The following is a 22504-nucleotide window of genomic DNA, read 5'->3' as shown; positions in this document are numbered from 1 at the left end:
ACTAGATTAATAACTTTCTAAACCCTCATACCCTCAAACTTAACTACCTGTGATCAAACCTTTTTGACAATCGGTCTCCCGCAAATTGTATTATGAACACCAACAGAACCAGCAGAATCAATACTGTATTCATAATGACAATATCATATCCGATATAACCGTACTGGTAACCAACCTGTCCAAGTCCGCCTGCCCCTACAGCACCACCCATTGCAGAATATCCTACAAGCGTAATCAAAGTGATAGTAGCATTGTTGATTAAAGAAGGAAGAGCCTCCGGAAGCAATACTTTTCTAATGATCTGGAAAGGAGAAGCTCCCAAAGCTCTTGCCGTTTCTATAAGACCATGAGGAACCTCAATAAGGCTGTTCTCCACAAGTCTTGCAATAAACGGAGCGGCACCCACACTTAGCGGAACCAAAGCTGCATTTACTCCGATAGATGTTCCAGCCAGAACTCTGGTAAAAGGAATCATCCACACGATCAGAATAATAAAAGGAATAGCACGGAAAATATTAACCAGAATAGATAGTGCTCTATGATAGACCACATTTTCCAGGAGTTGACCTTTTCTGGTTAAAAATAACATGATTCCTACCGGAAGTCCCAGCACAAATCCAAAAAATCCGGATAAAAATGTCATGTAAACCGTTTCCCAGGTTCCTTTTGCCAAAAGGGCAATTACCGTATCACTAAGCATATCCTTTTACTGTATTTTGAATTTTATTTTGGTTGAAATAATAGATCGCCTGTTGGTTTTCTTCCGCCTCACCCTGAAGCTGCAGTAAAAGTTTACCGAAATTGGAATTTCCGAAATATTCTACGTCAGCTTTTAAAAGCTTATAGGGGATTTTATATTGATTGTATAGCGCTGAAAGAATTTGTTCAACACTGATGTTTTCGTTAAGTTCTATTTCGATCAGCGGAAATAAACCTTCTTTTGGTTCTTTCTGCAGTCTGCTGCTGAGTTCCTGTGGCAGGGTCATGATGTCTGAATTTATAAACTGGCGGATGATCGGGTTTTCTTTGTCCGAAATAATCTCGCTTAAAGTTCCTTTTGTTAATAATTTTCCTTTGTCGATCACTGCAACGTGGTTGCAGACCGCTTTGATCACTTCCATTTCGTGGGTAATTAAAAGGATGGTAATTCCCAGTCTCTGATTGATATCCCTTAAAAGCTGTAAGATAGATTGTGTTGTAGCAGGATCCAGTGCGCTGGTTGCTTCATCACAAAGCAGTAGATGAGGATCATTGGCCAAAGCCCTTGCAATCGCTACCCTCTGTTTCTGTCCACCCGAAAGACTTCTGGGATAATCATTAGCTTTATCTTCAAGCCCTACAATCTTCAGTAGTTCGTTGACTTTTCTGTTGATTTCATCTTTACTGCTGTGATCCAGTTCCAAAGGAAGAGCCACATTATCAAAAACAGTTCTTGAAGAAAGAAGATTGAAATGCTGGAAGATCATCCCGATTTTTTTACGTTCCTCAGCCAGTTGCTTAGCATTAAGCTGGGTAAAATCTTTTCCATTAATAATAATCTGTCCCTCATCCGGTCTTTCCAGTAAATTTACTGTACGGATCAGAGTACTTTTTCCTGCACCCGAAAAACCGATAATTCCTACAATATCTCCTTTCTCTATATTTAAACTCACCTTATCCAAAGCCTTAAAGGACTGTTTTTTCTGGTGAAATGTTTTCGATATGTTTCTGATCTCTATCATTCTGATTTTGTATACTGTTTAAATAGGCTGATATGGTCTGCCTGCTCTGTTAAAAAATCTTCTTACTCTTCTGATTTTTACTTTTGACCGTTTTGAAAGCCTGAAATACTTGGTGACATTCGTTAGAAGTACTCCCAGCAATATGATGAATAAACCATACAGCTGACCTCCATTGATGCTTTGGTTGGCAACAATCCAACCTGCAATCACTGTTACAATAGGATTGATATAGGTGTGGGTGCTTACCAAGGCAGCGGGTTTTACGGACAGAAGCCAAATGTACGACAAATAAGCGACTATCGATCCAAAGAAGATCAAAAATAGGACTCCAAACCATGCCGATAATGGAACAGCAGAAACTGAAAAACCAGTCCATTCTTTTCTTAAAAAAGAGATTAAAAAAGAAGCTAATCCCGCTACTATAAGCTGTTGAGCAATATTCATAAAGGTAGATTGAGAAGCCGGATTCTTCTTTGAATATAAAGATCCCAGTACCCATGCTATGGAACTTAATCCCAATACTACAAACGCTGTAATACGAAGGTTTCCGTCAGCAATGGCATACGCCGCATTTGAATTTACGCTGCCTTTTAAAAACATAATTAATCCTGCAAATCCAATAACCAATCCTATCGGAATAAATTTATCTGAGAAATAATATTTCCAGTTTTTTCTGTCGATCGCAATAAACCAGAACGGACCTGTTGCAATAGAAATTGCCGCTTCTGAAGCCGTTACATATTGTTCTCCCCAGGCTACAAGACCTGTTCCTCCGGTAAGAATAAGAATACCGGTAATTGCATTTTTCTTCCAGTTGATCAGAGAATTTGCTTTTTCTCCCTTAGAAAGAAGATACCCTATCATCAGAATTCCGGCAACCAGAAATCTTAACCCTGATAGAATGAATGGCGGAAAACCTTTTAAGCCAAATGAAATAGCTAAAAACGTAATTCCCCATATCACATAGATGTTTGTAAAAGCCAATGGAATTAACCATTTGTTTTTAGAATTGCTCATTTTTATTTTTTTTAATGTTGTTGTGTTCAATAAAAAAAAAAGGCTCTACCACGTGGTAAAGCCTTCAAAATATGTATAAATAAAAGTAAGGTCAACCACAGTATTCTTGATGCACAGGCATACAGATATCCTTCATCATATTTTTGATGGTATGTTTCTTAATTGAATTATTTTTGAATTCTGCCTTCATTTTGTTTTATTTCCTGAATACGTTTGCAAATATATAATATAATTTCTATTAGTCCACTAAAAAAGTAGACATTTTAAATATTAATTTATTGTTAATGATTTAATGTATTGTAAATCATATCTTTGTGTGTTTTAATTTTCAATTTATTTTTTGAAAAATACATTCGTTTTATATTTTTCTATTCAAATAATGCTGAAATCATATCGTAATTGATGTTGTGGAAAAGATAAAATAAACTGAAATTTTTAAGAATTGTGTAAAGATTATTTTGCATTCTTATTTTAAAAGTATAATAAGAATGTTAGCCGGAATAAAGCATTTGCATTTATTAAACTAGTTAAATGTGCAGCATTTCTGTTCACTGTAATTTAGCATAAAAATTAAAGACAATGGACAATAGAATATTAGGTCTGCATCATATTACTGCAATAGCAGACAACGCCAAAAGAAATTTAGATTTTTATACTCAGGTTTTAGGAGTAAGACTGGTGAAAAAAACAGTGAATTTTGACGATCCGGGAACGTATCACTTCTATTTTGGAAATGAAAACGGAACTCCGGGAACCATCCTTACTTTCTTTCCGTGGGAAGGAATTGGAAAAGGAAATAATGGAAGCGGAATGGCTACCCATATTGGATATTCAGTACCCAAAGGAAGCCTTGAATTCTGGAAAAACCGTTTGCAAAGTTTTAATATAAACGTGAATGAAGGAGAAGTTTTTGGAGAAAAAATGATCTCTTTCAATGATCCGGACGGTCTTCAGTTACAGTTTATAGAACCTGCAAGTGAAGATAACAGAAAGGTATGGACAACTGATGATATTAAAGATGAATATGCCTTGAAAGGGTTTCATAATGTAACTTTAACCTTAAAAAAAGCAGATCCTACAATCAAAGTTCTGACTGATGTTTTAGGGTACAATTTGCAGAAACAGGAAGGAGAAAGATACAGATTCGCCACTGATGCCATCGATACAGCCAATCTTATCGATATTATTGAAAATGATACCATTCCTGCGGGAAGAAATGCTGCCGGAACCAATCACCATATTGCCTTCAGGGTAAAAGATGACAACGTTCTGATGGAATACCGTGAGAAAGCATTATCTGCAGGATTGAGCATCACTCCGAAGATCAACAGAGATTATTTCTATTCATTATATTTCCGTGAGCCGGGAGGAGTTTTATTTGAAATTGCAACCGATAATCCAGGATTTACAGTAGATGAACCTTTGAATGAGTTGGGAACCAATCTGAAGCTTCCTGCACAGTATGAAGGAATGCGTGAGAAAATAGAAGGAGTACTTCCGAACTTATCATAGATCATCGGCCAGCACTGATAAAGATGCTAATTTTGAATTAAGAATTAAAAACAAAAAAATGGAAAGAACAGAAATAGTTTTAGAAGGAAGAAAAGGAGAGATCCAGCTTTTCTCAGACGATAAAAAAGCAGGTAAAATGGATATTTCAGTCATTGGAAAAAAGCTGACGGTTTATCATACTGAAGTAAATCCGGAATATGAAGGAAAAGGCTTTGCTAAAATCTTACTGGAAAGACTGGTTTCCTATGCAAGAGAAAATGATTTAAAGATTCTGCCGCTGTGTCCGTATGTTCATGCACAGTTTAAACGTCATCCGGAAGAATACAATGATGTTTGGTTGAAGGAAGAACTCTAGTGAGTTTGAGAGCTGGGATGCGAGTTTTCAGGATTCGGGTGAATAAGTTTTCGGCCAAGAGGGCGAGAGCGTATGAGAGTACAAGGGTGGGAGTGTAGATTCCTACAGAATGAACAAACTATGCAGTTTATCTATCCGTCCACTTTGTCATTCCGAAGGAATCTAAATTTTTTATGTAACCTTTTGTAAAAGAATCTTGACATTTTGAGGATTTGGGATTTGAGGATAAGAGGGGTTGAGAGTCTCAAGCTAAAAACAAAGGTGAAAGACAAAAGATGAATAAAACTGCTCTCGAAAGTATCACCCCGAACCCCGAACCCCAAATCTCGAAATCTCGCATGCTATCATAATAATCAATTAACAATTATCAACACAATGAAACTTATCACAGGACTGCATCACGTTACGGCAATTACCGGAAATGCACAGGAAAATATAGACTTTTATACCGGAGTTTTGGGACTTCGATTAGTCAAAAAAACGGTTAATTTTGATTACTCGGATGTTTATCATTTTTATTTCGGGGACGAATATGGAACACCGGGAACGATCATGACTACTTTTCCGTATGGTAAGGATCTGATCAACGGCAGACATGGTAAAGGAATGCTCAATACAACGGCATTTTCAGTTTCTATAGATGCTCTGGATTATTGGGTGAACCGTCTGGAACAGTTTAATATTCCTTTTAAACAGCCGCAGCAAAGATTCTCGGATGAAGTTTTTATTTATCTTGAAGATTTTGACGGGTTGGGTCTGGAGTTGGTTTTTAATGATAAGGACGAAAGAAAAGGATATTACAACGGTTATATTCCCAAAGATTATGCTATTAAAGGAATCCATCACGTAGAAATCTGGCAGGATGACTATCAAAGAACGGCTGCTCTTCTGACCACTCAGATGGATCATAAAGTAATTAAGGAAACTCCTGACAGACTGAGATTGGGGACAGACAATATGCCGGGAAAATATGTAGATCTGCTTTCTACACCCAGTGCATTGAAAGGATTGGCAGGAAGAGGTACCGTTCACCATGTAGCATTTGCTACTCCTGATGCAGCATCTCAGCTTGAAATGGTAAAACGCTTAAATGAATATGGTCTGGAGCATACTGAAGTAAAAGACAGAAAATATTTTACCTCAGTATATTTTAAAGAGCCGGGTGGCGTTTTGTTTGAAATTGCCACTTCAGGCCCCGGGTTCGATGTAGATGAAGAAGCCGCATTTTTAGGAGAAGATCTTCAGTTGCCGCCGCAGTTTGAAAAAAGAAGAGAACGTCTGACAGAAGTTCTTCCCGTAATTAATTATCCAACAGAAAAATTCAGATAGAAATAATGAGTCATATTTTAAATATAAAAACAGCAGGAATTCCATTGAATCAGGCAGAAAAAGCTTTGATTATGATTCATGGACGTGGAGGAAGCTCTCAGGATATTCTGAGTTTATCTCAACATTTAAATGTAAAAGACTATGCTTTATTAGCCCCGCAAGCTTTGAATCACACCTGGTATCCTTTTTCATTTATAGCCCCGGTAGAACAAAACGAACCATGGTTGTCATCAGCCATTGAAATGGTTGAGGAAACAGTAAATGCAGCTGTAAAAGCAGGAATTAAACCAGAAAATATATACTTTTTCGGATTTTCTCAGGGCGCCTGTCTTACCCTTGAGTTTCTGGCCCGTAATGCTCAGAAGTTCGGTGGAGCAGCAGCCATTATTGGTGGAGTGATAGGAGATAAGATCAATCGTGAAAACTATAAAGGAGATTTTGCCGGAACCCCTGTTTTTCTGGGAACCAGCAATCCCGATTTTCATGTTCCTGTAGAAAGAGTATATGCTACAGCCAATATTTTAAGAGAAATGAATGCTGAGGTAACAGAAAAAGTATATGCCAATTTCGGACACTCTATTAATGAGGAAGAAATGGAATTGGCGAATTCAATACTATTTAAATAAGTATTTTTACTTTGAATTATTTATAATTTTTAATAATGCTTAAAGTGTTTAAGTAATGGTGAGATTCCTACGGAATGACAAACTGTATGGAGAAAGAAAGCGTACTATTTGTCATTCCGTAGGAATCTAAATAAATTAATAAACATTCAATAGCGGTGTGCTTTAGCCCGCCTTACAAAAAAAACAAAAACCACTGGCTTTAGCCAAAACCTAGATAACCAGATCTGAAATCAAACTTCTAAAAAACTATGCACGAACAACTACTTTTAATACTGGGACTTTTATTACTCGTCATGATGCTGGTCATGCTGGCACAAAGGATTAAAATTGCTTATCCTATCTTTTTGGTGCTTGCCGGATTAGGGATTAGTTTTATTCCCGGAGTTCCTGTTTTAAAGCTGGATCCGGAGATCATATTTTTAATTTTTTTACCTCCACTTCTGTACGAAGCAGCCTGGTATACTTCATGGAATGATTTCTGGAAATGGAAACGTCCCATCAGTCTGCTGGCTTTTGGTCTGGTATTTCTGACCTCGCTGGTGGTTGCCTATACTTCACAGATGTTGATTCCCGGATTTACCCTGGCATTAGGTTTTTTATTGGGAGGAATTGTTTCACCACCGGATGCAGTTGCTGCCACAACGGTTTTAAAAGGATTAAAAGTTCCAAAACGCACTCTTGCGATATTGGAAGGTGAAAGTCTGATTAATGATGCTTCTTCACTGATTGTTTTCAGATTTGCTTTGGCTGCGGTAATGACAGGAGCTTTCTCAATGCATGAAGCAACAGGACAGTTTTTCCTGGTAGCAGGGATGGGAATTGTAATAGGAATTGCAGGGGCTCATGTTTTTTATGCCATTCACCGGTTTTTACCTACTACACCTGCCATTGATGCTGCCATTACAGTAATTACACCTTATATTCTGTTTCTTTCTGCAGAACATTTTCATTTTTCAGGAGTAATGGCTGTGGTGAGCGGAGGTTTATTTATGTCATTCCGTGCTCATGAAATTTTTAAAACAGGAACCACAAGAATTAATATGACAGGAGTCTGGAATACCCTGATCTTTGTAATGAACGCTTTGGTTTTTGTATTAATAGGGCTGGAACTTCCGGATATCATCAATGGATTGGGAGAAATTTCATTAATGGAAGGTATCAAATATGGTTTAATTATAAGTTTGATCGTCATTGCAGTACGTCTGTTATGGATTTATCCTGTAGCTCATATCCCAAGATGGCTGAGTGAAAAAGCCCGCCGTGATCCGAGTCCGGGATGGAAAAATCCGTTGATTATAGGATGGGCAGGAATGAGAGGTGTTGTTTCTTTGGCTACAGCCTTGTCCATTCCGGTAATGATGAACAGTCAGGCCGAATTTCCGATGAGAAACCTGATTATTTTTATCACATTTGTGGTCATTTTTGTGACATTGGTATTTCAGGGATTGACACTGCCTTTGGTGATCAGGCTGACAAAAATTGAAGAGATTGATCCTATTCTTCCTTCTCACGAACAGCAGGCCGGAATTCAAATGAGGCTGGATAACCTTGCCGTCCAAAAACTTGATAAAGAATATAATGAATTGGTGAACAGCAATAGTCTGCTTAAGAATTTTAAAAAAGCTTTGGAAACTGATATCCAACTTCATCAGAATCATTTAAGTTCTTTGGAAATGTGTACCAACAGACGAAACGATATGGAAGAATATCACAACGTAATGCTGAATATATTTGCCCTGCAGAGAAAAGAACTGTTCCGGATGAAACGTGAAAAACGCTTCAGTGAAGATGAGATAAGAAAAGCAGAATCCCAATTGGATCTGAACGAATTAAAAATTACAGGGAACAAACATTTGTAGAGGGAGCGAGATGCGGGTTTCGGGATAAGAGATACGTGATTCGGGTTAGCGAGTTTGAAGGGTATGAATTGTTACGGATTGTATAAGAGATGTACTTTTTACTCAAATGTTTCTTACCTTAATCAACAATATAAATAGTGAACAAAATGAAAACATTACATTTTTTAGTTATCGGAAAGAATCAGGAAATTCTCGATACTTTAAAAAGAATTATAGAAAATAACGAAGGTTGGACTGCCGAAATACAAAGTGATGAAAATTTCTGCTACGAATATATAAAAGAGACCCCCGTAGATATTGTTCTTTTAAGTTCCGGGCTTGAGGAAGATTTTGAAAAAGATATTAAAATATTTTGTGCAGGATTAGATAAAGATGTTAAAGTAATCGATCATTATGGAGGAGGAAGTGGACTTTTAAAGAATGAAGTTTACAGTCTTTTTCCTAATTTGCAGGGATAAACCTGACATTATGTTCGAAAATATCATCAAAAACATTACACGATTTATCTCAATCACTCCCGAAGAAGAAAAAATATTTACAGATCTGCTGGTATGTCAGTCATTTCCTAAGAAGACCATTTTACTGAGGGAAGGAGAGATTTGCCAGTTTGAAGGTTATATTCACAAAGGATGTATAAGAATGTATTGTTTGGATGATGCTGGTACTGAAGTTACGCTGCTGTTTGCCATCGAAGACTGGTGGATCAGTGATATTGCCTCATTTCAGGAACAGAAGCCTTCAAAAGTATATATTGAAACGCTGGAAGATTCGGAAATCTATATGCTGAATCCTGCAACCAAAGAAAAATTGCTGCAGGAAATTCCGAAACTCGAAAGAGTTTTCAGAATGCTGGTTCAGAGAAACCTGGCGACATTGCAGAGCCGTTTGGTAAATACCATTTCCAAGACTGCATCAGACAGATACCTTGAATTCATCAAAGTATATCCTTCAATTCCACAAAGAGTAGCACAGTATTACATCGCTTCCTATCTTGGTGTTTCAAAAGAGTTTGTAAGCACCATCAGAAAACGACTTGCCTCAAAGGAAAAATAATCTTTCAGATGTTAAGACTCCTTTCCTTTATTTTATCAACTCAATAATTAATACTGATAAGAAAGTGAGATTCCTACGAAATGACAAATAGTACGCTTTCTCTCTCCATACAGTTTGTCATTCCGTAGGAATCTAAACAGGGTTATTATCAAATACTCTAGACTTCCCAGGAACTTTAAATATCATCATACTGCCGGATACAAAAGTATCCGGCATTTTTTTTTGCTTTAAACTCATTTATTAAACTAGTTAAATGTGCAGGGTTTCCGGTCTCTCTAAATTTGTCCTATCAAACAAGAACAAATAACAATCTGATATGGACAGAAAAGATTTTTTAAAGAAAGGATTATTGGGAACAGGAATGTTTGTAGCATCAGCTTCTCTGGCGAACACTATGAAAAATGAGATCGATGAGATTGAACCACTAGAACCAATCGGATACAATCATCTTCCCAATACAGAATCAAAAATAAAAGAAAACTCTGTCATCCACAGAGCAGACTCAAGAGGAAAAGCAGACCACGGATGGCTTTTGAGCCAGCACACTTTCAGCTTTGCCAATTATTATAACCCTGAAAGAATGCACTTCGGAGTACTGAGAGTTCTGAATGACGATAAAGTGGAAGCAGGAAGAGGTTTTGGAACACATCCTCACGACAATATGGAGATCATCAGTATTCCTTTGGAAGGCGATCTTGAACATAAAGACAGCATGGGAAATACGGCAGTAATCAGAAGCGGAGACATCCAGGTGATGAGTGCAGGAACCGGAATCATGCACAGCGAATTCAACAAAAACAGTGATAAGCTTGTAAAATTCCTTCAGATCTGGATCTACCCGAAAAAAAGAAATGTTACGCCAAGATATGATCAGATCACTTTAGACAAAGCGAAAGGACATAATCAATTTCAGCAGATCCTTTCCCCCAATGCAGATGATGAAGGAGTATGGATTCATCAGGATGCCTGGTTTCATCTGGGAACTTTTGATCAGAATACAGAAACACCTTATCAGATCAGGAAAAAAGGAAACGGTGCCTATGTATTCATTCTTAAAGGAAGCGCAGAAATAGGCGGAGAGATTTTGGAAGAACGTGATGGATTCGGAGTCTGGGATATCCAGAATATCAATATAAAAGCATTAAAAGAAGGTACAGAAATCCTTGTAATGGACGTACCAATGACACTATAATACAAATTAAACAGAAGTAACAACCCTTAAATTAAATCATTATGAAAAAATTAATCCTATCCTTTGCAGCTGGCTTATTATCCTTAACAGCGTCAGCTCAAAATCCTGGAAAATCATTATTAAATCCTACCAATCATGCTGTGGTATTGATAGACCATGAAGGACAGATGGCTTTTGCAACAAAAAGCATCAGCATGGAAGAATTAAGAAACAATGTGGCACTTGTAGCCGGAGGATCAAAGATTTTTAATGTTCCTACAGTGGTAACAACAGTGGCAGAAAAATCATTCAGCGGACCTGTTTTCCCTGAAATTTCAGAAGTATATCCTGAAGCAACAAGCGGATATGTAGACAGAACTACGATGAATACCTGGGAAGACCTTAATGCTCACAAAGCCATTACAGGAAAGAATAAAAAGAAACTGGTTTTCGCCGGATTATGGACAAGTGTATGTATCGTAGGGCCAGTATTATCAGCTATTGATGAAGGTTATGATGTATATGTGGTAACAGATGCTTCAGGGGATATTTCTAAAGAAGCTCATGATCAGTCAATCACGCGTATGGTTCAGGCAGGAGCACATCCTATTACTTCTGTTCAGTATGTACTGGAACTTCAGAGAGACTGGGCCAGAAAAGAAACCTACAAACCGGTTAATGATCTGATGAAAAAACACGGTGGGGCTTACGGTATTGGAATTCAGTATGCTCAGGAAATGTTAAAACACTAATGGTCTGTTTCGGCAGGCTGAAAGCCTGCCGAAACCTTCAACCTTAAATATTGAAATAATGAAATTACTGAATACACTTATACTTTCCACAGTCTTAGGAACAGGAATCCTGAACGCTCAGAAGGCAGACATGATCATTACCAACGGGAAGATCACAACAATGGATGATAAAAATTCCGAAGTACAGGCCGTAGCTATAAAGGACCATAAAATCTTACAAACCGGAACGAACACCCAGATTTTAAAATTAAAAAGCAGCAATACAAAAGTTATTGATGCCAAAGGAAACAGAGTGATCCCTGGATTGTTTGACAGTCACCTGCATGTGATTCGCGGTGGTAGATTTTATAATACGGAACTTCGCTGGGATGGAGTGAAATCCTTAAAAAGAGCCTTGGAAATGCTTAAAGAACAGGCTCAGAGAACCCCAAAAGGACAATGGGTAAGAGTGATTGGAGGCTGGAATGAATATCAGTTTGAAGAAAAAAGACTTCCTACCCTGGCTGAAATAAATGAAGCAACAGGAAATGTACCCACTTTTGTCATGTACCTTTATGGAAAAGCATGGTTAAACAAAGCTGGATTAAAAGAACTCAATATCAACGGAGAGACACCTAATCCTGCACAGGGGTTAATTGAGAAAGACAACAATGGAGATCCTACAGGTTTATTAGTGGCAGAACCTAATGCATTTATTCTTTATTCAACATTGGCGAAACTACCGGAGTTGAAAGAAGAAGAAAAAATAAATTCTACCCTTCAGTATATGACGGAACTTAACAGATTAGGCGTAACCGCTGTAATGGATGCAGGAGGAGGATTTCAAAATTTCCCCGATGATTACGGAACAACAGACGAGTTGAATAAAGAAGGAAAAATTACCGTTCGTTTACCTTACTATTTATTTGCTCAGAAGAAAGGTTCCGAACTTGCAGACTACACCAAATGGATCGGAATGGTAGAAATTGACGATCATGGTCACAACGATTTCAACGAAATAGATTATCACGTTAACGGAGGAGGGGAAAACCTGGTGTCTGATGGAGCAGATTTTGAAAATTTCCTTTTCCCAAGACCTGAACTTCCAGCAACCATGGAGAAAAATATGAAAGAGGTCGTAAGTCTTCTGGTTAAAAATAAATGGCCTTTCAGAATTCACGCCACTTATAATGAAAGTATCACGAGATTTTTAAATGTCATTGAAGAGGTCAACAAAGAAACTCCTTTGAACGGATTAGTCTGGTTTATTGATCACGCTGAAACTGTTACTGAAGACAATATGAAAAGAATCAAAGCAATGGGCGGCGGAATTGCCATACAGCACAGAATGGCTTATCAGGGAGAAAGTTTCATCCACAGATACGGTAAAAAGCCTGCTTTAGCTTCTCCACCAGTGAAAAAAATGCTGGAAATGGGAATTCCTGTAGGATTGGGAACAGATGGAACCAGAGTAGCAAGTTACAATCCATGGGTTGCTTTATACTGGATTACGACAGGAAAAACAATTGGAGGAAACCAGGTAATGGGTAAAGAAAATACCTTAGACAGAAAAACAGCTTTATCACTTTCTACCTATGGCGGATATGAATTAATAAAAGACTATCAGAAAGGAAAAATACAGAAGGGATATTTTGCAGACCTTACCATTTTGGACAAAGACTATTTCACAGTCAATGATGAAGAAATTAAAAACATCACTTCAAAACTGACCATTGTAGACGGAAAAGTAGTGTACGGAGATGACACTTACAAAACCGTTGCTCCTGCACCCCTTCCGGTTATCCCGGACTGGTCACCTGTAAAATACTACGGAGGCTATCAAACCAAATAATGTAAACCATAAAAGCCACAAATATTTCAACTAAAGGAGTAAAAATTCCCCTCCTCTGGAGGGGTGGCGAAAATTCAAAGAATTTTTGACGGGGTGGTCTTACACGCAAAACCATCAACAGTATAAAATATCCACAATCATCTGTGCTCATCCGTGTAATCAGCGGTTAAACAAAATCATTTCGGTCAAACTCACTCTTAAAAATTCCATTTAAATCATGAAAAAGCTAATCCATATTATCACCAATACCAATCCGTCAGGAAAATTAACAGACATTGCACTTTTAGTTTTCAGAGTCTTACTTTCTACAGAATTAATCGTAGCTCACGGATTAAAAAAATTAGGAATAGGTGTTTCAGAAGCAGAGCAGGTTCCGAACCCGCTGCACCTTCCTGAAGCTTTCAACAGTCTTTTTGCAGACGCTGCCAATCTGGTATTCCCGGTGTTTGTGATCTTTGGCTTTTTCACAAGAGTTGCAGTATTACCCATCTTGGCGGTGACGCTTACAGGATATTTTATCCTTCATTGGAACGATGCATTACTGGTGAAAGATACTCCTTTCATGTATAGCTTATGTTATCTGTTTTTATTGTTTATGGGGGCTGGCAGATATTCAGTTGATAATTTTTTAACCAAGAAATAATCATGAAAAAACTGATTGCCATTGCATTTTTGTTACAGATTTTTATTCAAGCTCAGCTTTCTGCACAGTTCAAACTGATGAGGTTTGATGAAGATTATGCTGCATACAAAGACTCTGCAAAGACTTTTTATAATTCCATAAAATATATTCCGCTTGCCGAAAAAAATAATAATTATCTGTCATTGGGAGGAGAAGCAAGACTGGAGTTTGTAGATTTTAATAATGAAGATTGGGGGAGAATGGACATTGGAAGTAATCCTTTTCTGATTCAAAGATACAATGTACATGCAGATTTGCATCTGGGCTCACGGGTAAGAATTTTCGGACAGGTGAGAAGTGCATGGGAAAACGGAAGAAAGAATGGCCCAAGACCGATTGATGAAGATCATTTGAATATTCAGAATCTCTTCATTGATGTAGATATCCTGAAAAATGAGAAAGAAAAACTGACAGTGCGTGCAGGAAGACAGGAACTTGATTATGGAAGCGGAAGACTCATCTCAGTAAGAGAAGGTCCCAATTTAAGACTCTATTTTGACGGATTGAAATTCATGTACAAAAGAGGAAACTTCAGATCCGATGCCTTTATGATGGCTGCCAGTGAAATCAGTCCCGGAGCATTTGATAACAAATCTTCAAAATCTATCAATCTTTGGGGAAGTTACAACACTTTGATTATTCCCAGAAGCGGAAACCTGGAGTTATATTATTTAGGAATTCATAGAAAAGATGTACGTTTTGAAGATGGAATCTCTGATGAAAACAGACATACTTTAGGAGGAAGATTCTGGAGATATGGCGGTGGTTTTATCTACAATTTTGAAGCTGCTTATCAGTTCGGTAATTTTAATAAAGGGAATATCAGCGCATGGACGGCTTCTGCAGACATCGGGTATATGTTTGAAAATGTAAAAGGAAAACCCACCATCAATCTTAGAAACGATTATATCTCGGGTGACAGCAATAAAGGAGACGGCAAACTGGGAACATTCAATCCTCTGTATCCGAAAGGAGGGTATTTTGGATTCAATCCACAGATCGGCCCTGTGAATTTAATTGATATTCATCCCTATGCAACTATAGATTTGAGTGAAAAAATAACCGTTCAGGCAGATGTTGTTTTCAACTGGAGATATTCTACCCAGGACGGAATTTACAGACCCAGCGGAACATTAAACCTGCCATCTTCCAACTCAACAAAGAGATACATTGGAACCGCTTTCTTAGGAAGCTTTAATTATAAGATCAATAAGTTTTTAACCTTTAATACAGGAATACAGTATTTCAACACAGGAGCCTTCATCAATGAAGTGATAGACAACCACAAAGACGGACTCTTTATCAATTCCAGAATTGTATTTAAATTTTAAAAAAATATATATCCGCAAGAATATCCCGCAGTTCGAACCCCGAAAACTCGCATCCCGAACCCCGCAACAAAAATTACCCCACATCAATGCACCTCTCCATCACAGAAACTACCTTTGAAAAAACAAATCACCGGAGCGAAGCGACTCGCACCTTAAAAACATAGGCCTTAAAAAAAACTTGCGCCTTTGCGTCAACAAAAACAAGCAACAAAAATAACCAGCAACAAGCAACAACAAAAAATAAATCTCATGAAAAATACACTAAAAAACACGTTAAGACACTCAGTAGTAATCACCGCTTTAGCTTTCTCTACACTAAGCTTTGCGCAAACAACTACTACATCACCTGCCAAGACAACAGCCATCGGAACCTCTAAAACATGGGGAACTGTAGACGGAATCTCCATGGTAGGATTGGTACAGGGACCTTCATCCGCTGATGCCCAGCTTCAGGTAGCCTGTGTGTTTGAATATACAGAAGGAGACATCTTTAATGCTCAGGCTTTACCCGCAAAACTGAATGGATTAGTTCATTTGGATGAAGCTTTAAAAGGAGAACTAACCAACATCAGAAAAGCAGGACAGTTCCAGGGACATTCTTTAGAAACTCTTTTGATTACGCCTCCTGCAGGTTCGATGTCTGCAAAGAAATTATTGTTGATCGGTTTAGGTGACCGTAACAAGTTTACCCCTGATTTAATGACTTCCGTAGGTGAAGTGGCTGCTCGTGAAGCGATGAGATTAGGTGTTACTGATTTTGCATTTGCCAGTGATCTGAAAGATGCAGGAATAGATTCTCCAACCGCTTTGGTAGCAGGAAACGTAGTAAAAGGAATAGTACACGCCAACCGCTCTGAAAATTACCTGAAAGAACACAAACTATCCACTACAAAAAAATTAGAAAAAGTATACCTTCTGGCTGGTCCTGCTTTCTTTGAAACCGCAGGCGGAGGAATTGCCGATGCCATTTCAGAAGTCCAAAAAAAATAATGAACTTAGTTTCATTAGTATTGTTGATTCGGCCTCCTTTTTAAGGGGGCTTTTTACATAAATATAATTACATATCTGGTAAGAAATAAGTAATTGGGATTATTTATTTAAGGGGAAAAAAGAATTACAATTAAGTTGCTGATGAAGCGAAAGAATAATCACAAGCTTATAAAAATCAATGAAATTGATTTCATCTTTGCTCCCTTAGAATTTAAAAAAATATTAAAACTTTGCGTTTAAATAGATTGATAGTATACTTTATAAAAAATATCTTAATAAATGTAGAATCTAATTTACTCACTTCCAGCTTAAAACCCTCAACCCTTAACTAAATTTGAAAAGTCAAAAAAATTCCCGATTTTTGCACTCCTTCAATAAACCCGAGTTCATGAAATTATGTATTGCCGAGAAACCCAGTGTTGCCAGAGATATCGCCAAAGTATTGGGCGCTACCACGCCTAAACAGGGCTATATGGAAGGGAACGGCTATTGCGTGACATGGACGTTCGGACACCTTTGCACCCTGAAAGAGCCTCACGATTACGGTCCGCAGTTCAAATCCTGGAATCTTTTTTCACTGCCTATTATTCCCAACAGTTTTGGAATCAAGCTAATCCCGAATAAAGGCGTTGAAAATCAGTTTAAAGTTATTGAAAAATTGGTCGAAGAATGTGATGAGGTCATTAATTGCGGGGATGCCGGGCAGGAGGGAGAACTCATTCAGCGTTGGGTATTGCAGAAGGCAAAATGCAACAAACCCATTCAGCGTTTATGGATTTCTTCATTGACGGAAGATGCTATTAAAGAAGGTTTTGCAAGTTTAAAACCTGCAGAAGATTATAAAAATCTGTACCTGGCGGGAAATGCCAGAGCCATAGGGGACTGGTTATTGGGAATCAATGCTACCAGACTTTTTACTAAGAAATTTGGTGGCAATAAAGCTGTTCTTTCCATTGGAAGGGTACAGACTCCGACATTGGCTATGCTGGTTCAGCGTCAGAAAGAAATTGATGCCTTTACCACAGAAGAATATTGGGAATTGAAGACCAAATACCGTGATGTTATTTTCAATGCGGCGATCGATCGTTTAAAAACATTGGAACGGGCTGAAAAAGGACTGGAATACCTTAAAGTAAATCCATTTGAAATCGTTTCTTTTGAAATTAAAGAAGGAAAAGAAAAAAATCCACGGCTTTTTGATTTGACCGGACTTCAGGTAGAAGCCAATAAAAAATATGGATATTCAGCGGAAAATACATTGAATTATGTGCAAAGCCTTTATGAAAAGAAGCACGTAACCTATCCGCGTGTAGATACCACCTACTTATCAGATAGTTTATACCCGAAAATAGCAGGGATTCTTCAAAAAATGTACCCTTATCAGGATCTGATTGCTCCATTACTGGAAGCTCCGATTCCAAAATCAAAAGCTGTTTTCGATGATACAAAAGTAACGGATCACCATGCCATCATTCCTACGGAAATTCCACCTTCTCAAAATCTGAGCAGGGAAGAAAAGTTGATCTATGATCTGATTGCAAAACGTTTTATTGCTGTATTCTATCCGGAGTGTAAAATCTCCAATACGTTGGTAGAAGGAAAAGTAGGAACCATTCCTTTCAAAACCAGCGGAAGACAGGTTCTTGAAGCAGGATGGAGAGCCGTTTATGCCAAAGAGCCTAAAGAAGAAACCACGGATAAGGACAAAGAAAAAGAAGAAGAACAAACCATTCCAGAATTTATTGTAGGAGAAACCGGACCACATGATCCAAAGATTCACCAGGGAAAAACCACGCCTCCAAAACCCTACACGGAAGCAACTTTGCTGAGAGCAATGGAAACGGCCGGAAAACAGGTTGAAGATGAAGAACTGCGTGAAATGTTGAAGAACAACGGGATCGGAAGACCATCCACCCGCGCTAATATCATTGAAACCCTTTTCAAAAGAAAATACATCGAGAAAAAAAGGAAAAACCTCATCGCTACCCAAACCGGAATTCAGTTGATTGATACCATCGAAGACGAACTTTTAAAAAGTCCGGAACTGACTGGTGAATGGGAATCCAAACTTCGTAGAATAGAAAAAGGGGAGTATGAAGCCAACCTTTTCAAAGAAGAACTGATCCAGATGGTTACTGAACTTACCGAAAAAGTAGTGTACGGAAAAGGAAAAGTGATTACCCTTCAGGAAGAAGAAAAAGAAGAGGTAAAAGAGAAGAAAAAAAGAGAACCTGCACAGAAAAAAGAACTTCAGTCCTGGGAAGAAACGAAATGTCCGAAATGTAAAGAACATAATTTAATCAAAGGAAAAACAGCGGTAGGATGTTCCGATTTCAAAAATTGTGGTTTTAAAATCACCTTTGAAATTTTTGGTAAAAAGCTATCGGATAAACAGCTTTTAGATCTTGTTTTAAAAGGAAAAACTTCAAAATTAAAAGGTTTTACCACCCATCCGGAAGCTATTGCCGAAGGTGTTTTGACTTTGACTGACGATTTTCAGACACAACTCAGCTAATCAAATATCATTATTAAGTGGAGAATACGGGATTCGAACCCGTGACCTTTTGACTGGCAGTCAAACGCGGTAGCATTTAATGTACGTTAAATGAGCATTGTTCTTCAAAGATAATAAAAATAACGGCTGTAACTTCATAGATACAGACGATACAATTTTAGACAGTATTATATTTTATCGGAGATGAAATCTTTGCGCCTTAAAAAGACAACTTGGGAACAACTTGCGCCTTTGCGTTTTCCAACAATCTCCGGTTATTCATTTATACAGAGATTCCTACGGAATGACAAACTGTATGGATAAACCAAGCATTGTATTTGTCATTCCGTAGGAATCCATCCTATTTTTCTATACTTTCACAGTCTTTATCATAATACAAATACCTCTACTGAAGACGTAAAAATTCCCCTCCACTGGAGGGGTGTCGAAAATTCAAAGAATTTTTGACGGGGTGGTTTACCGTTTTTTGAACACACTATCATCCTGAAATTCCCACATTCTCCTTCCTCTGCTTCATAAACTGAAAAATTGATCCAGCTACAAAAAGCAAAAAAAAGACAAGTAGAGTCTGACTAATAATCGGATCTTTGATATCCTTAGCTAAAGGATGCCCAATGGGAACCCTTGTAAAAGTCTCATTAATCGTTGGGACAAGGGACAGGAAAAAACTGAATGACAGCAAAAAATTCTCAAAATATCTGGCTCTCCTGCTTTCCTTTTTACTTGAGAACAGGAAATAGGCAACAGAGATCAAAATAATGATAAATAATGAGAACGCATGTCCCGCATTAAAACCTCCGGTTTTGGAAATGCCCAATGCTGAAAGTGATGTGATGAGCGTAGCATAAAAGTAGACCTTTCCGGATAGATGAGCAAGGTTAATCTTACCATATTTGATAAATCCGATCATTGCTCCGGCAAGAGCACTTATACCAATGATGGTATGAAAAATTCCTAAAATCGATAGATTCATATTGATATTATTTTAAATGTATACTCATTCAGTTTCTTATTCTTTTTTTGCTTTTATGGCATCTGAAGAGAAAATTTATTCCCTGAAACTGATGGTACAAATTTGCGATAGATACACAGAAATAATTTTGTGATTTCGTTCAAGAATTTGAGATTTTAGTTCAAAAAAAAGCATTTCCTATTGATAAGAAATGCGTGTATAATTTGTAAAAATAGTTTTCCAATTATTTTTCTTTCCGTTCCTGACGATAAGCTGAAGGGGAAATATGATATTTATCGCTGAAATTTTTTGTAAAAGTTGCCAGATCATTAAACCCACAGTCAAGGGCAATATCAGTAATCCGTTCATCGGATATTAAAAGTAGTTCGGCGGCCTTTTCCAGCTTTTTGTTTCTTATATAATTGGCAGGAGTATCCTCATAAAGTTTTGCGAATTCTCTTTTGAAGGATGAGATACTCAGATTACTTTTTTCTGCAAGCTGTTCAATGGTGAGCTGCGAAAACAAGTTGGCTTCAATGATTTGCTTAAAAGAATAAGTGGTTGGAGAGAAAAGTTGAGACAAAATCAATTGAACTGCATTGGCATTCTGCGACTGAGCCAGCAATAACATGATCTCTTTTAGCTTAAGAATTAATATATCTTCATTAATGAGCGAAGGATTTTCAAAGTAAAAAAGCAATCCTTCTACATATTTTTGAATCAGAAAATCATTATTTATTTTCTCACTGGATTGATTTGAAACCATGTTTACAGGTCTCTGCAGTAATGAAGGCAACTCTCTGTCGTAAATTCTTTTCAGGATATCAGGGTAGAAGGTTACAATGACGACCTGGCAGTTACTTTCTAAATTTGAATTTTGAATATGCTTTCCTGAGCTGATACAGTTCAGAAACAGGGAATAATGGGTTGGAACGTTAAATTCCTGCTCATCTGTTTTATATTGAAATTCTCCTTTGATCACATACAGAAAACAGGCCTGTTCCGAAACCGGAAAATCATATCTGAATGGCCCCGTCATATCAATTTTCTGTATCAGGGTCTTTCCAAATAATTCGTATTTTTTGTAATCATTCAGCATAATAAAAGGGTTTCGTTTTGAAAAAGAACCATGGGAAAGTTAATTAAAATTTTCTTGTAAAAAGTAGTCTATCCGTACACTTTGTCATTCCGCAGGAATCCAGCCTTATACTTTTCATACCTTTTATTCCAATAAAATATCTCAACTGAAGACGTGAAAATTCCTCATCTCCGGAGGGTGCGAAAAGTAAAAAAATTTTGACGGGGTGGTTTACCGGAACAATTTTTCATACCATCCGCCAACATCACCTCTCATCTCTTCATGATGCTTGCATAAAATCACAGCCAATTCCAGTTCGGATCTTTCAGATTTGTAAGGATTCACGGTAAGAAAACCAAAGAAATTTCCATCCTGATCAACGATTGCCGGAGGATAAGCCCCATATTCATTCCATGGAGAGTAGGTGCTGTGGGTACTTCCATAATTTCCATACCTATTCCAGATTGATTTTGAACTGAATACATTTCCGTAGTCGCTAAACTTATTCCATATCGAATTCTTATCGAAGTTATCACAGTTTAAACATCCCAGATATTGATCCTGATCTGCACCGCCATACAAATGCAGGGTTTGCGCCTGAAAACTGGAACATGCAACTAAACCTAAAAATTGGAAAAACCTTTTTAAACCCATCATAAAGCTTTCCTGCAAAACTAATCTTTTGAACTGAAAAATTTTAATTATTGCTGGACAAACCACACACCACCAAACCTTACAGGGTTTCCAATATCTAAAAGGTTTCTTACGGCTGGAAATTTTTAATCTTTAAATTCTTTAATCTTTAAATCAATTTCTACCTTTACATATAAATTCAAAAAATAATGACACCAGAGAAAAGAAAACTCATCACAGACAGTTTCAACCGCTCGGAAACTTTGCAATTCTATAAAGCAGAACTATTGGAAGTAGAAACTGATTTTATATCCATGAAGATTCCTAAAATGGAAATGATGACCAGAAAAGCAGGAATGTTCAACGGGGCTATGATCGCTTCTCTGGTGGATGTTTCTTCAGGGTATGCAGCAGTAAGTCATTATCCGGAAGACTGTTATGTGGTAACTGTTGAATTGAAAGTGAATTATCTTCGTCCTGCTATGGGAGACGCTTTGGTTTCAAAATCCTATGTCATCAAAGGCGGAGGAAAAATCATTGTGGTAAGAACGGAAATCTATGTTCAGAATGAAGGTTCAGAATCAGAAAGTCATGTGGCGACCTCATTGGTCACTATGATGAAAATAAAATAACCGATTTGGGCAAATAACAGGCAAAATATTCCTTAAATAAAGGGTTTCAAGGAATTCTTTTTTTCGAAATGGAATGGCTTTTGCTCCATATCCCCCATAAACATTAAAAAATATCACAATGAACTTAATTATCCGACTATTTATCACAGCAATTATTGCTTATCTTTTAACCAAAATTCTACCGGGAGTACATTTTGAAGGATTTTCTTCAGCCATTATCTTCGCGATTGTGCTTGGGGTTCTTAACATATTTGTAAAGCCTGTTTTAAGTCTGTTTGGCCTGCCGTTGACGATCCTTACTTTAGGATTCTTTGCTTTGGTAATCAATGCCGGAATTATCCTGATTGCAGACTACTTCATAGATAGTATGGTGGTAGACGGCTTCTGGTGGGCATTTATCTTCAGTATATTATTATCAATTGTAACTTCTCTGGCGAACTCAATGTTCTCGGATGGAGATTAATT

The 22504-nt window shown here is 37.5% G+C and carries 22 protein-coding genes; 16 read left to right on the top strand and 6 right to left on the bottom strand.

Annotated elements, in window-relative coordinates:
• Positions 1-43 precede the first annotated feature (43 nt).
• The 3 genes from metI to DYR29_RS08365 are packed head-to-tail and all read right to left on the bottom strand — an operon-like array spanning position 44 to position 2738.
• Positions 44-700, bottom strand: a complete 657-nt coding sequence (gene metI, locus DYR29_RS08375; RefSeq protein ID WP_213280106.1) for a methionine ABC transporter permease MetI — start codon at positions 698-700, stop codon at positions 44-46.
• Positions 693-1721 (bottom strand): methionine ABC transporter ATP-binding protein, encoded by a 1029-nt coding sequence (locus DYR29_RS08370; RefSeq protein ID WP_213280105.1) that lies wholly within the window; start codon positions 1719-1721, stop codon positions 693-695. Before DYR29_RS08370 ends, metI begins: the two co-directional genes overlap by 8 nt.
• Positions 1722-1739: 18 nt before the next feature.
• Positions 1740-2738, bottom strand: a complete 999-nt coding sequence (locus DYR29_RS08365) for an EamA family transporter (protein WP_213280104.1) — start codon at positions 2736-2738, stop codon at positions 1740-1742.
• A gap of 579 nt (positions 2739-3317) precedes the next feature.
• Between DYR29_RS08365 and DYR29_RS08360 the strand changes: the two genes are divergently transcribed.
• The 14 genes from DYR29_RS08360 (at position 3318) to DYR29_RS08295 (ending at position 18744) form a co-directional block, all read left to right on the top strand.
• Complete coding sequence (locus tag DYR29_RS08360; RefSeq protein ID WP_213280103.1) at positions 3318-4250, top strand: ring-cleaving dioxygenase; 933 nt, start codon at positions 3318-3320, stop codon at positions 4248-4250.
• Between the two features lie 58 nt (positions 4251-4308).
• The gene (locus tag DYR29_RS08355; RefSeq protein ID WP_213280102.1) at positions 4309-4605 is read left to right on the top strand and encodes a GNAT family N-acetyltransferase; all 297 of its coding nucleotides are present in this window, start codon (positions 4309-4311) and stop codon (positions 4603-4605) included.
• A 375-nt stretch (positions 4606-4980) separates the two neighbouring features.
• Entirely contained in the window at positions 4981-5934 is a 954-nt protein-coding gene (locus tag DYR29_RS08350; protein ID WP_213280101.1) for a ring-cleaving dioxygenase, read from the top strand.
• A 5-nt stretch (positions 5935-5939) separates the two neighbouring features.
• The gene (locus DYR29_RS08345) at positions 5940-6560 is read left to right on the top strand and encodes an alpha/beta hydrolase (protein WP_213280100.1); all 621 of its coding nucleotides are present in this window, start codon (positions 5940-5942) and stop codon (positions 6558-6560) included.
• 248 nt (positions 6561-6808) lie between these two features.
• Entirely contained in the window at positions 6809-8419 is a 1611-nt protein-coding gene (locus DYR29_RS08340) for a Na+/H+ antiporter (RefSeq protein ID WP_213280099.1), read from the top strand.
• Positions 8420-8565: 146 nt separating this feature from the next.
• A complete protein-coding gene (locus tag DYR29_RS08335; RefSeq protein ID WP_213280098.1) occupies positions 8566-8877 on the top strand; it encodes a hypothetical protein in 312 nt (103 codons plus the stop codon).
• A gap of 10 nt (positions 8878-8887) precedes the next feature.
• On the top strand, positions 8888-9472 hold the full coding sequence (locus tag DYR29_RS08330; protein WP_213280097.1) for a Crp/Fnr family transcriptional regulator: 585 nt from the start codon (positions 8888-8890) through the stop codon (positions 9470-9472).
• A gap of 316 nt (positions 9473-9788) precedes the next feature.
• Positions 9789-10664: a pirin family protein gene (locus DYR29_RS08325; protein ID WP_213280096.1), complete on the top strand. Its 876-nt coding sequence runs from the start codon at positions 9789-9791 to the stop codon at positions 10662-10664.
• A gap of 41 nt (positions 10665-10705) precedes the next feature.
• The gene (locus DYR29_RS08320) at positions 10706-11395 is read left to right on the top strand and encodes a hydrolase (RefSeq protein WP_047388066.1); all 690 of its coding nucleotides are present in this window, start codon (positions 10706-10708) and stop codon (positions 11393-11395) included.
• Between the two features lie 58 nt (positions 11396-11453).
• Entirely contained in the window at positions 11454-13226 is a 1773-nt protein-coding gene (locus DYR29_RS08315) for an amidohydrolase (RefSeq protein ID WP_213280095.1), read from the top strand.
• Between the two features lie 217 nt (positions 13227-13443).
• Positions 13444-13869, top strand: coding sequence for a DoxX family protein (locus DYR29_RS08310; protein ID WP_213280094.1), 426 nt, complete (start codon positions 13444-13446; stop codon positions 13867-13869).
• A 2-nt stretch (positions 13870-13871) separates the two neighbouring features.
• Positions 13872-15239 (top strand): alginate export family protein, encoded by a 1368-nt coding sequence (locus DYR29_RS08305; protein ID WP_213280093.1) that lies wholly within the window; start codon positions 13872-13874, stop codon positions 15237-15239.
• 249 nt (positions 15240-15488) lie between these two features.
• A complete protein-coding gene (locus DYR29_RS08300; RefSeq protein ID WP_213280092.1) occupies positions 15489-16229 on the top strand; it encodes a M17 family peptidase N-terminal domain-containing protein in 741 nt (246 codons plus the stop codon).
• 388 nt (positions 16230-16617) lie between these two features.
• Positions 16618-18744 (top strand): type IA DNA topoisomerase, encoded by a 2127-nt coding sequence (locus DYR29_RS08295; RefSeq protein WP_213280091.1) that lies wholly within the window; start codon positions 16618-16620, stop codon positions 18742-18744.
• Positions 18745-19222: 478 nt separating this feature from the next.
• Here the strand turns inward: DYR29_RS08295 and DYR29_RS08290 are convergent, their stop codons facing one another.
• From DYR29_RS08290 to DYR29_RS08280, 3 genes are all read right to left on the bottom strand, one after another.
• Positions 19223-19717, bottom strand: coding sequence for a hypothetical protein (locus DYR29_RS08290; protein ID WP_213280090.1), 495 nt, complete (start codon positions 19715-19717; stop codon positions 19223-19225).
• A gap of 223 nt (positions 19718-19940) precedes the next feature.
• Positions 19941-20795 (bottom strand): helix-turn-helix domain-containing protein, encoded by an 855-nt coding sequence (locus DYR29_RS08285; protein ID WP_213280089.1) that lies wholly within the window; start codon positions 20793-20795, stop codon positions 19941-19943.
• A gap of 210 nt (positions 20796-21005) precedes the next feature.
• Positions 21006-21431 (bottom strand): hypothetical protein, encoded by a 426-nt coding sequence (locus DYR29_RS08280; protein ID WP_213280088.1) that lies wholly within the window; start codon positions 21429-21431, stop codon positions 21006-21008.
• Between the two features lie 185 nt (positions 21432-21616).
• Here DYR29_RS08280 and DYR29_RS08275 point away from each other — a divergent pair, with 185 nt between their 5' ends.
• Together DYR29_RS08275 and DYR29_RS08270 are read left to right on the top strand one after the other, a co-directional pair.
• On the top strand, positions 21617-22039 hold the full coding sequence (locus DYR29_RS08275; protein ID WP_213280087.1) for a PaaI family thioesterase: 423 nt from the start codon (positions 21617-21619) through the stop codon (positions 22037-22039).
• A gap of 118 nt (positions 22040-22157) precedes the next feature.
• On the top strand, positions 22158-22502 hold the full coding sequence (locus DYR29_RS08270) for a phage holin family protein (protein WP_213280086.1): 345 nt from the start codon (positions 22158-22160) through the stop codon (positions 22500-22502).
• The last annotated feature ends 2 nt before the right edge of the window (positions 22503-22504 follow it).

The organism is Chryseobacterium indologenes (assembly GCF_018362995.1).
Taxonomy (GTDB): domain Bacteria; phylum Bacteroidota; class Bacteroidia; order Flavobacteriales; family Weeksellaceae; genus Chryseobacterium; species Chryseobacterium indologenes_G.
This window is presented reverse-complemented; position numbering and strand designations above follow the sequence as displayed.

What these genes read in the sequence shown, in the direction of transcription:
- metI (WP_213280106.1), bottom strand. Translation starts at nt 700, where the DNA reads ATGCTTAGTGATACGGTAATTGCCCTTTTGGCAAAAGGAACCTGGGAA.
- DYR29_RS08370 (WP_213280105.1), bottom strand. Translation starts at nt 1,721, where the DNA reads ATGATAGAGATCAGAAACATATCGAAAACATTTCACCAGAAAAAACAG.
- DYR29_RS08365 (WP_213280104.1), bottom strand. Translation starts at nt 2,738, where the DNA reads ATGAGCAATTCTAAAAACAAATGGTTAATTCCATTGGCTTTTACAAAC.
- DYR29_RS08360 (WP_213280103.1), top strand. Translation starts at nt 3,318, where the DNA reads ATGGACAATAGAATATTAGGTCTGCATCATATTACTGCAATAGCAGAC.
- DYR29_RS08355 (WP_213280102.1), top strand. Translation starts at nt 4,309, where the DNA reads ATGGAAAGAACAGAAATAGTTTTAGAAGGAAGAAAAGGAGAGATCCAG.
- DYR29_RS08350 (WP_213280101.1), top strand. Translation starts at nt 4,981, where the DNA reads ATGAAACTTATCACAGGACTGCATCACGTTACGGCAATTACCGGAAAT.
- DYR29_RS08345 (WP_213280100.1), top strand. Translation starts at nt 5,940, where the DNA reads ATGAGTCATATTTTAAATATAAAAACAGCAGGAATTCCATTGAATCAG.
- DYR29_RS08340 (WP_213280099.1), top strand. Translation starts at nt 6,809, where the DNA reads ATGCACGAACAACTACTTTTAATACTGGGACTTTTATTACTCGTCATG.
- DYR29_RS08335 (WP_213280098.1), top strand. Translation starts at nt 8,566, where the DNA reads ATGAAAACATTACATTTTTTAGTTATCGGAAAGAATCAGGAAATTCTC.
- DYR29_RS08330 (WP_213280097.1), top strand. Translation starts at nt 8,888, where the DNA reads ATGTTCGAAAATATCATCAAAAACATTACACGATTTATCTCAATCACT.
- DYR29_RS08325 (WP_213280096.1), top strand. Translation starts at nt 9,789, where the DNA reads ATGGACAGAAAAGATTTTTTAAAGAAAGGATTATTGGGAACAGGAATG.
- DYR29_RS08320 (WP_047388066.1), top strand. Translation starts at nt 10,706, where the DNA reads ATGAAAAAATTAATCCTATCCTTTGCAGCTGGCTTATTATCCTTAACA.
- DYR29_RS08315 (WP_213280095.1), top strand. Translation starts at nt 11,454, where the DNA reads ATGAAATTACTGAATACACTTATACTTTCCACAGTCTTAGGAACAGGA.
- DYR29_RS08310 (WP_213280094.1), top strand. Translation starts at nt 13,444, where the DNA reads ATGAAAAAGCTAATCCATATTATCACCAATACCAATCCGTCAGGAAAA.
- DYR29_RS08305 (WP_213280093.1), top strand. Translation starts at nt 13,872, where the DNA reads ATGAAAAAACTGATTGCCATTGCATTTTTGTTACAGATTTTTATTCAA.
- DYR29_RS08300 (WP_213280092.1), top strand. Translation starts at nt 15,489, where the DNA reads ATGAAAAATACACTAAAAAACACGTTAAGACACTCAGTAGTAATCACC.
- DYR29_RS08295 (WP_213280091.1), top strand. Translation starts at nt 16,618, where the DNA reads ATGAAATTATGTATTGCCGAGAAACCCAGTGTTGCCAGAGATATCGCC.
- DYR29_RS08290 (WP_213280090.1), bottom strand. Translation starts at nt 19,717, where the DNA reads ATGAATCTATCGATTTTAGGAATTTTTCATACCATCATTGGTATAAGT.
- DYR29_RS08285 (WP_213280089.1), bottom strand. Translation starts at nt 20,795, where the DNA reads ATGCTGAATGATTACAAAAAATACGAATTATTTGGAAAGACCCTGATA.
- DYR29_RS08280 (WP_213280088.1), bottom strand. Translation starts at nt 21,431, where the DNA reads ATGATGGGTTTAAAAAGGTTTTTCCAATTTTTAGGTTTAGTTGCATGT.
- DYR29_RS08275 (WP_213280087.1), top strand. Translation starts at nt 21,617, where the DNA reads ATGACACCAGAGAAAAGAAAACTCATCACAGACAGTTTCAACCGCTCG.
- DYR29_RS08270 (WP_213280086.1), top strand. Translation starts at nt 22,158, where the DNA reads ATGAACTTAATTATCCGACTATTTATCACAGCAATTATTGCTTATCTT.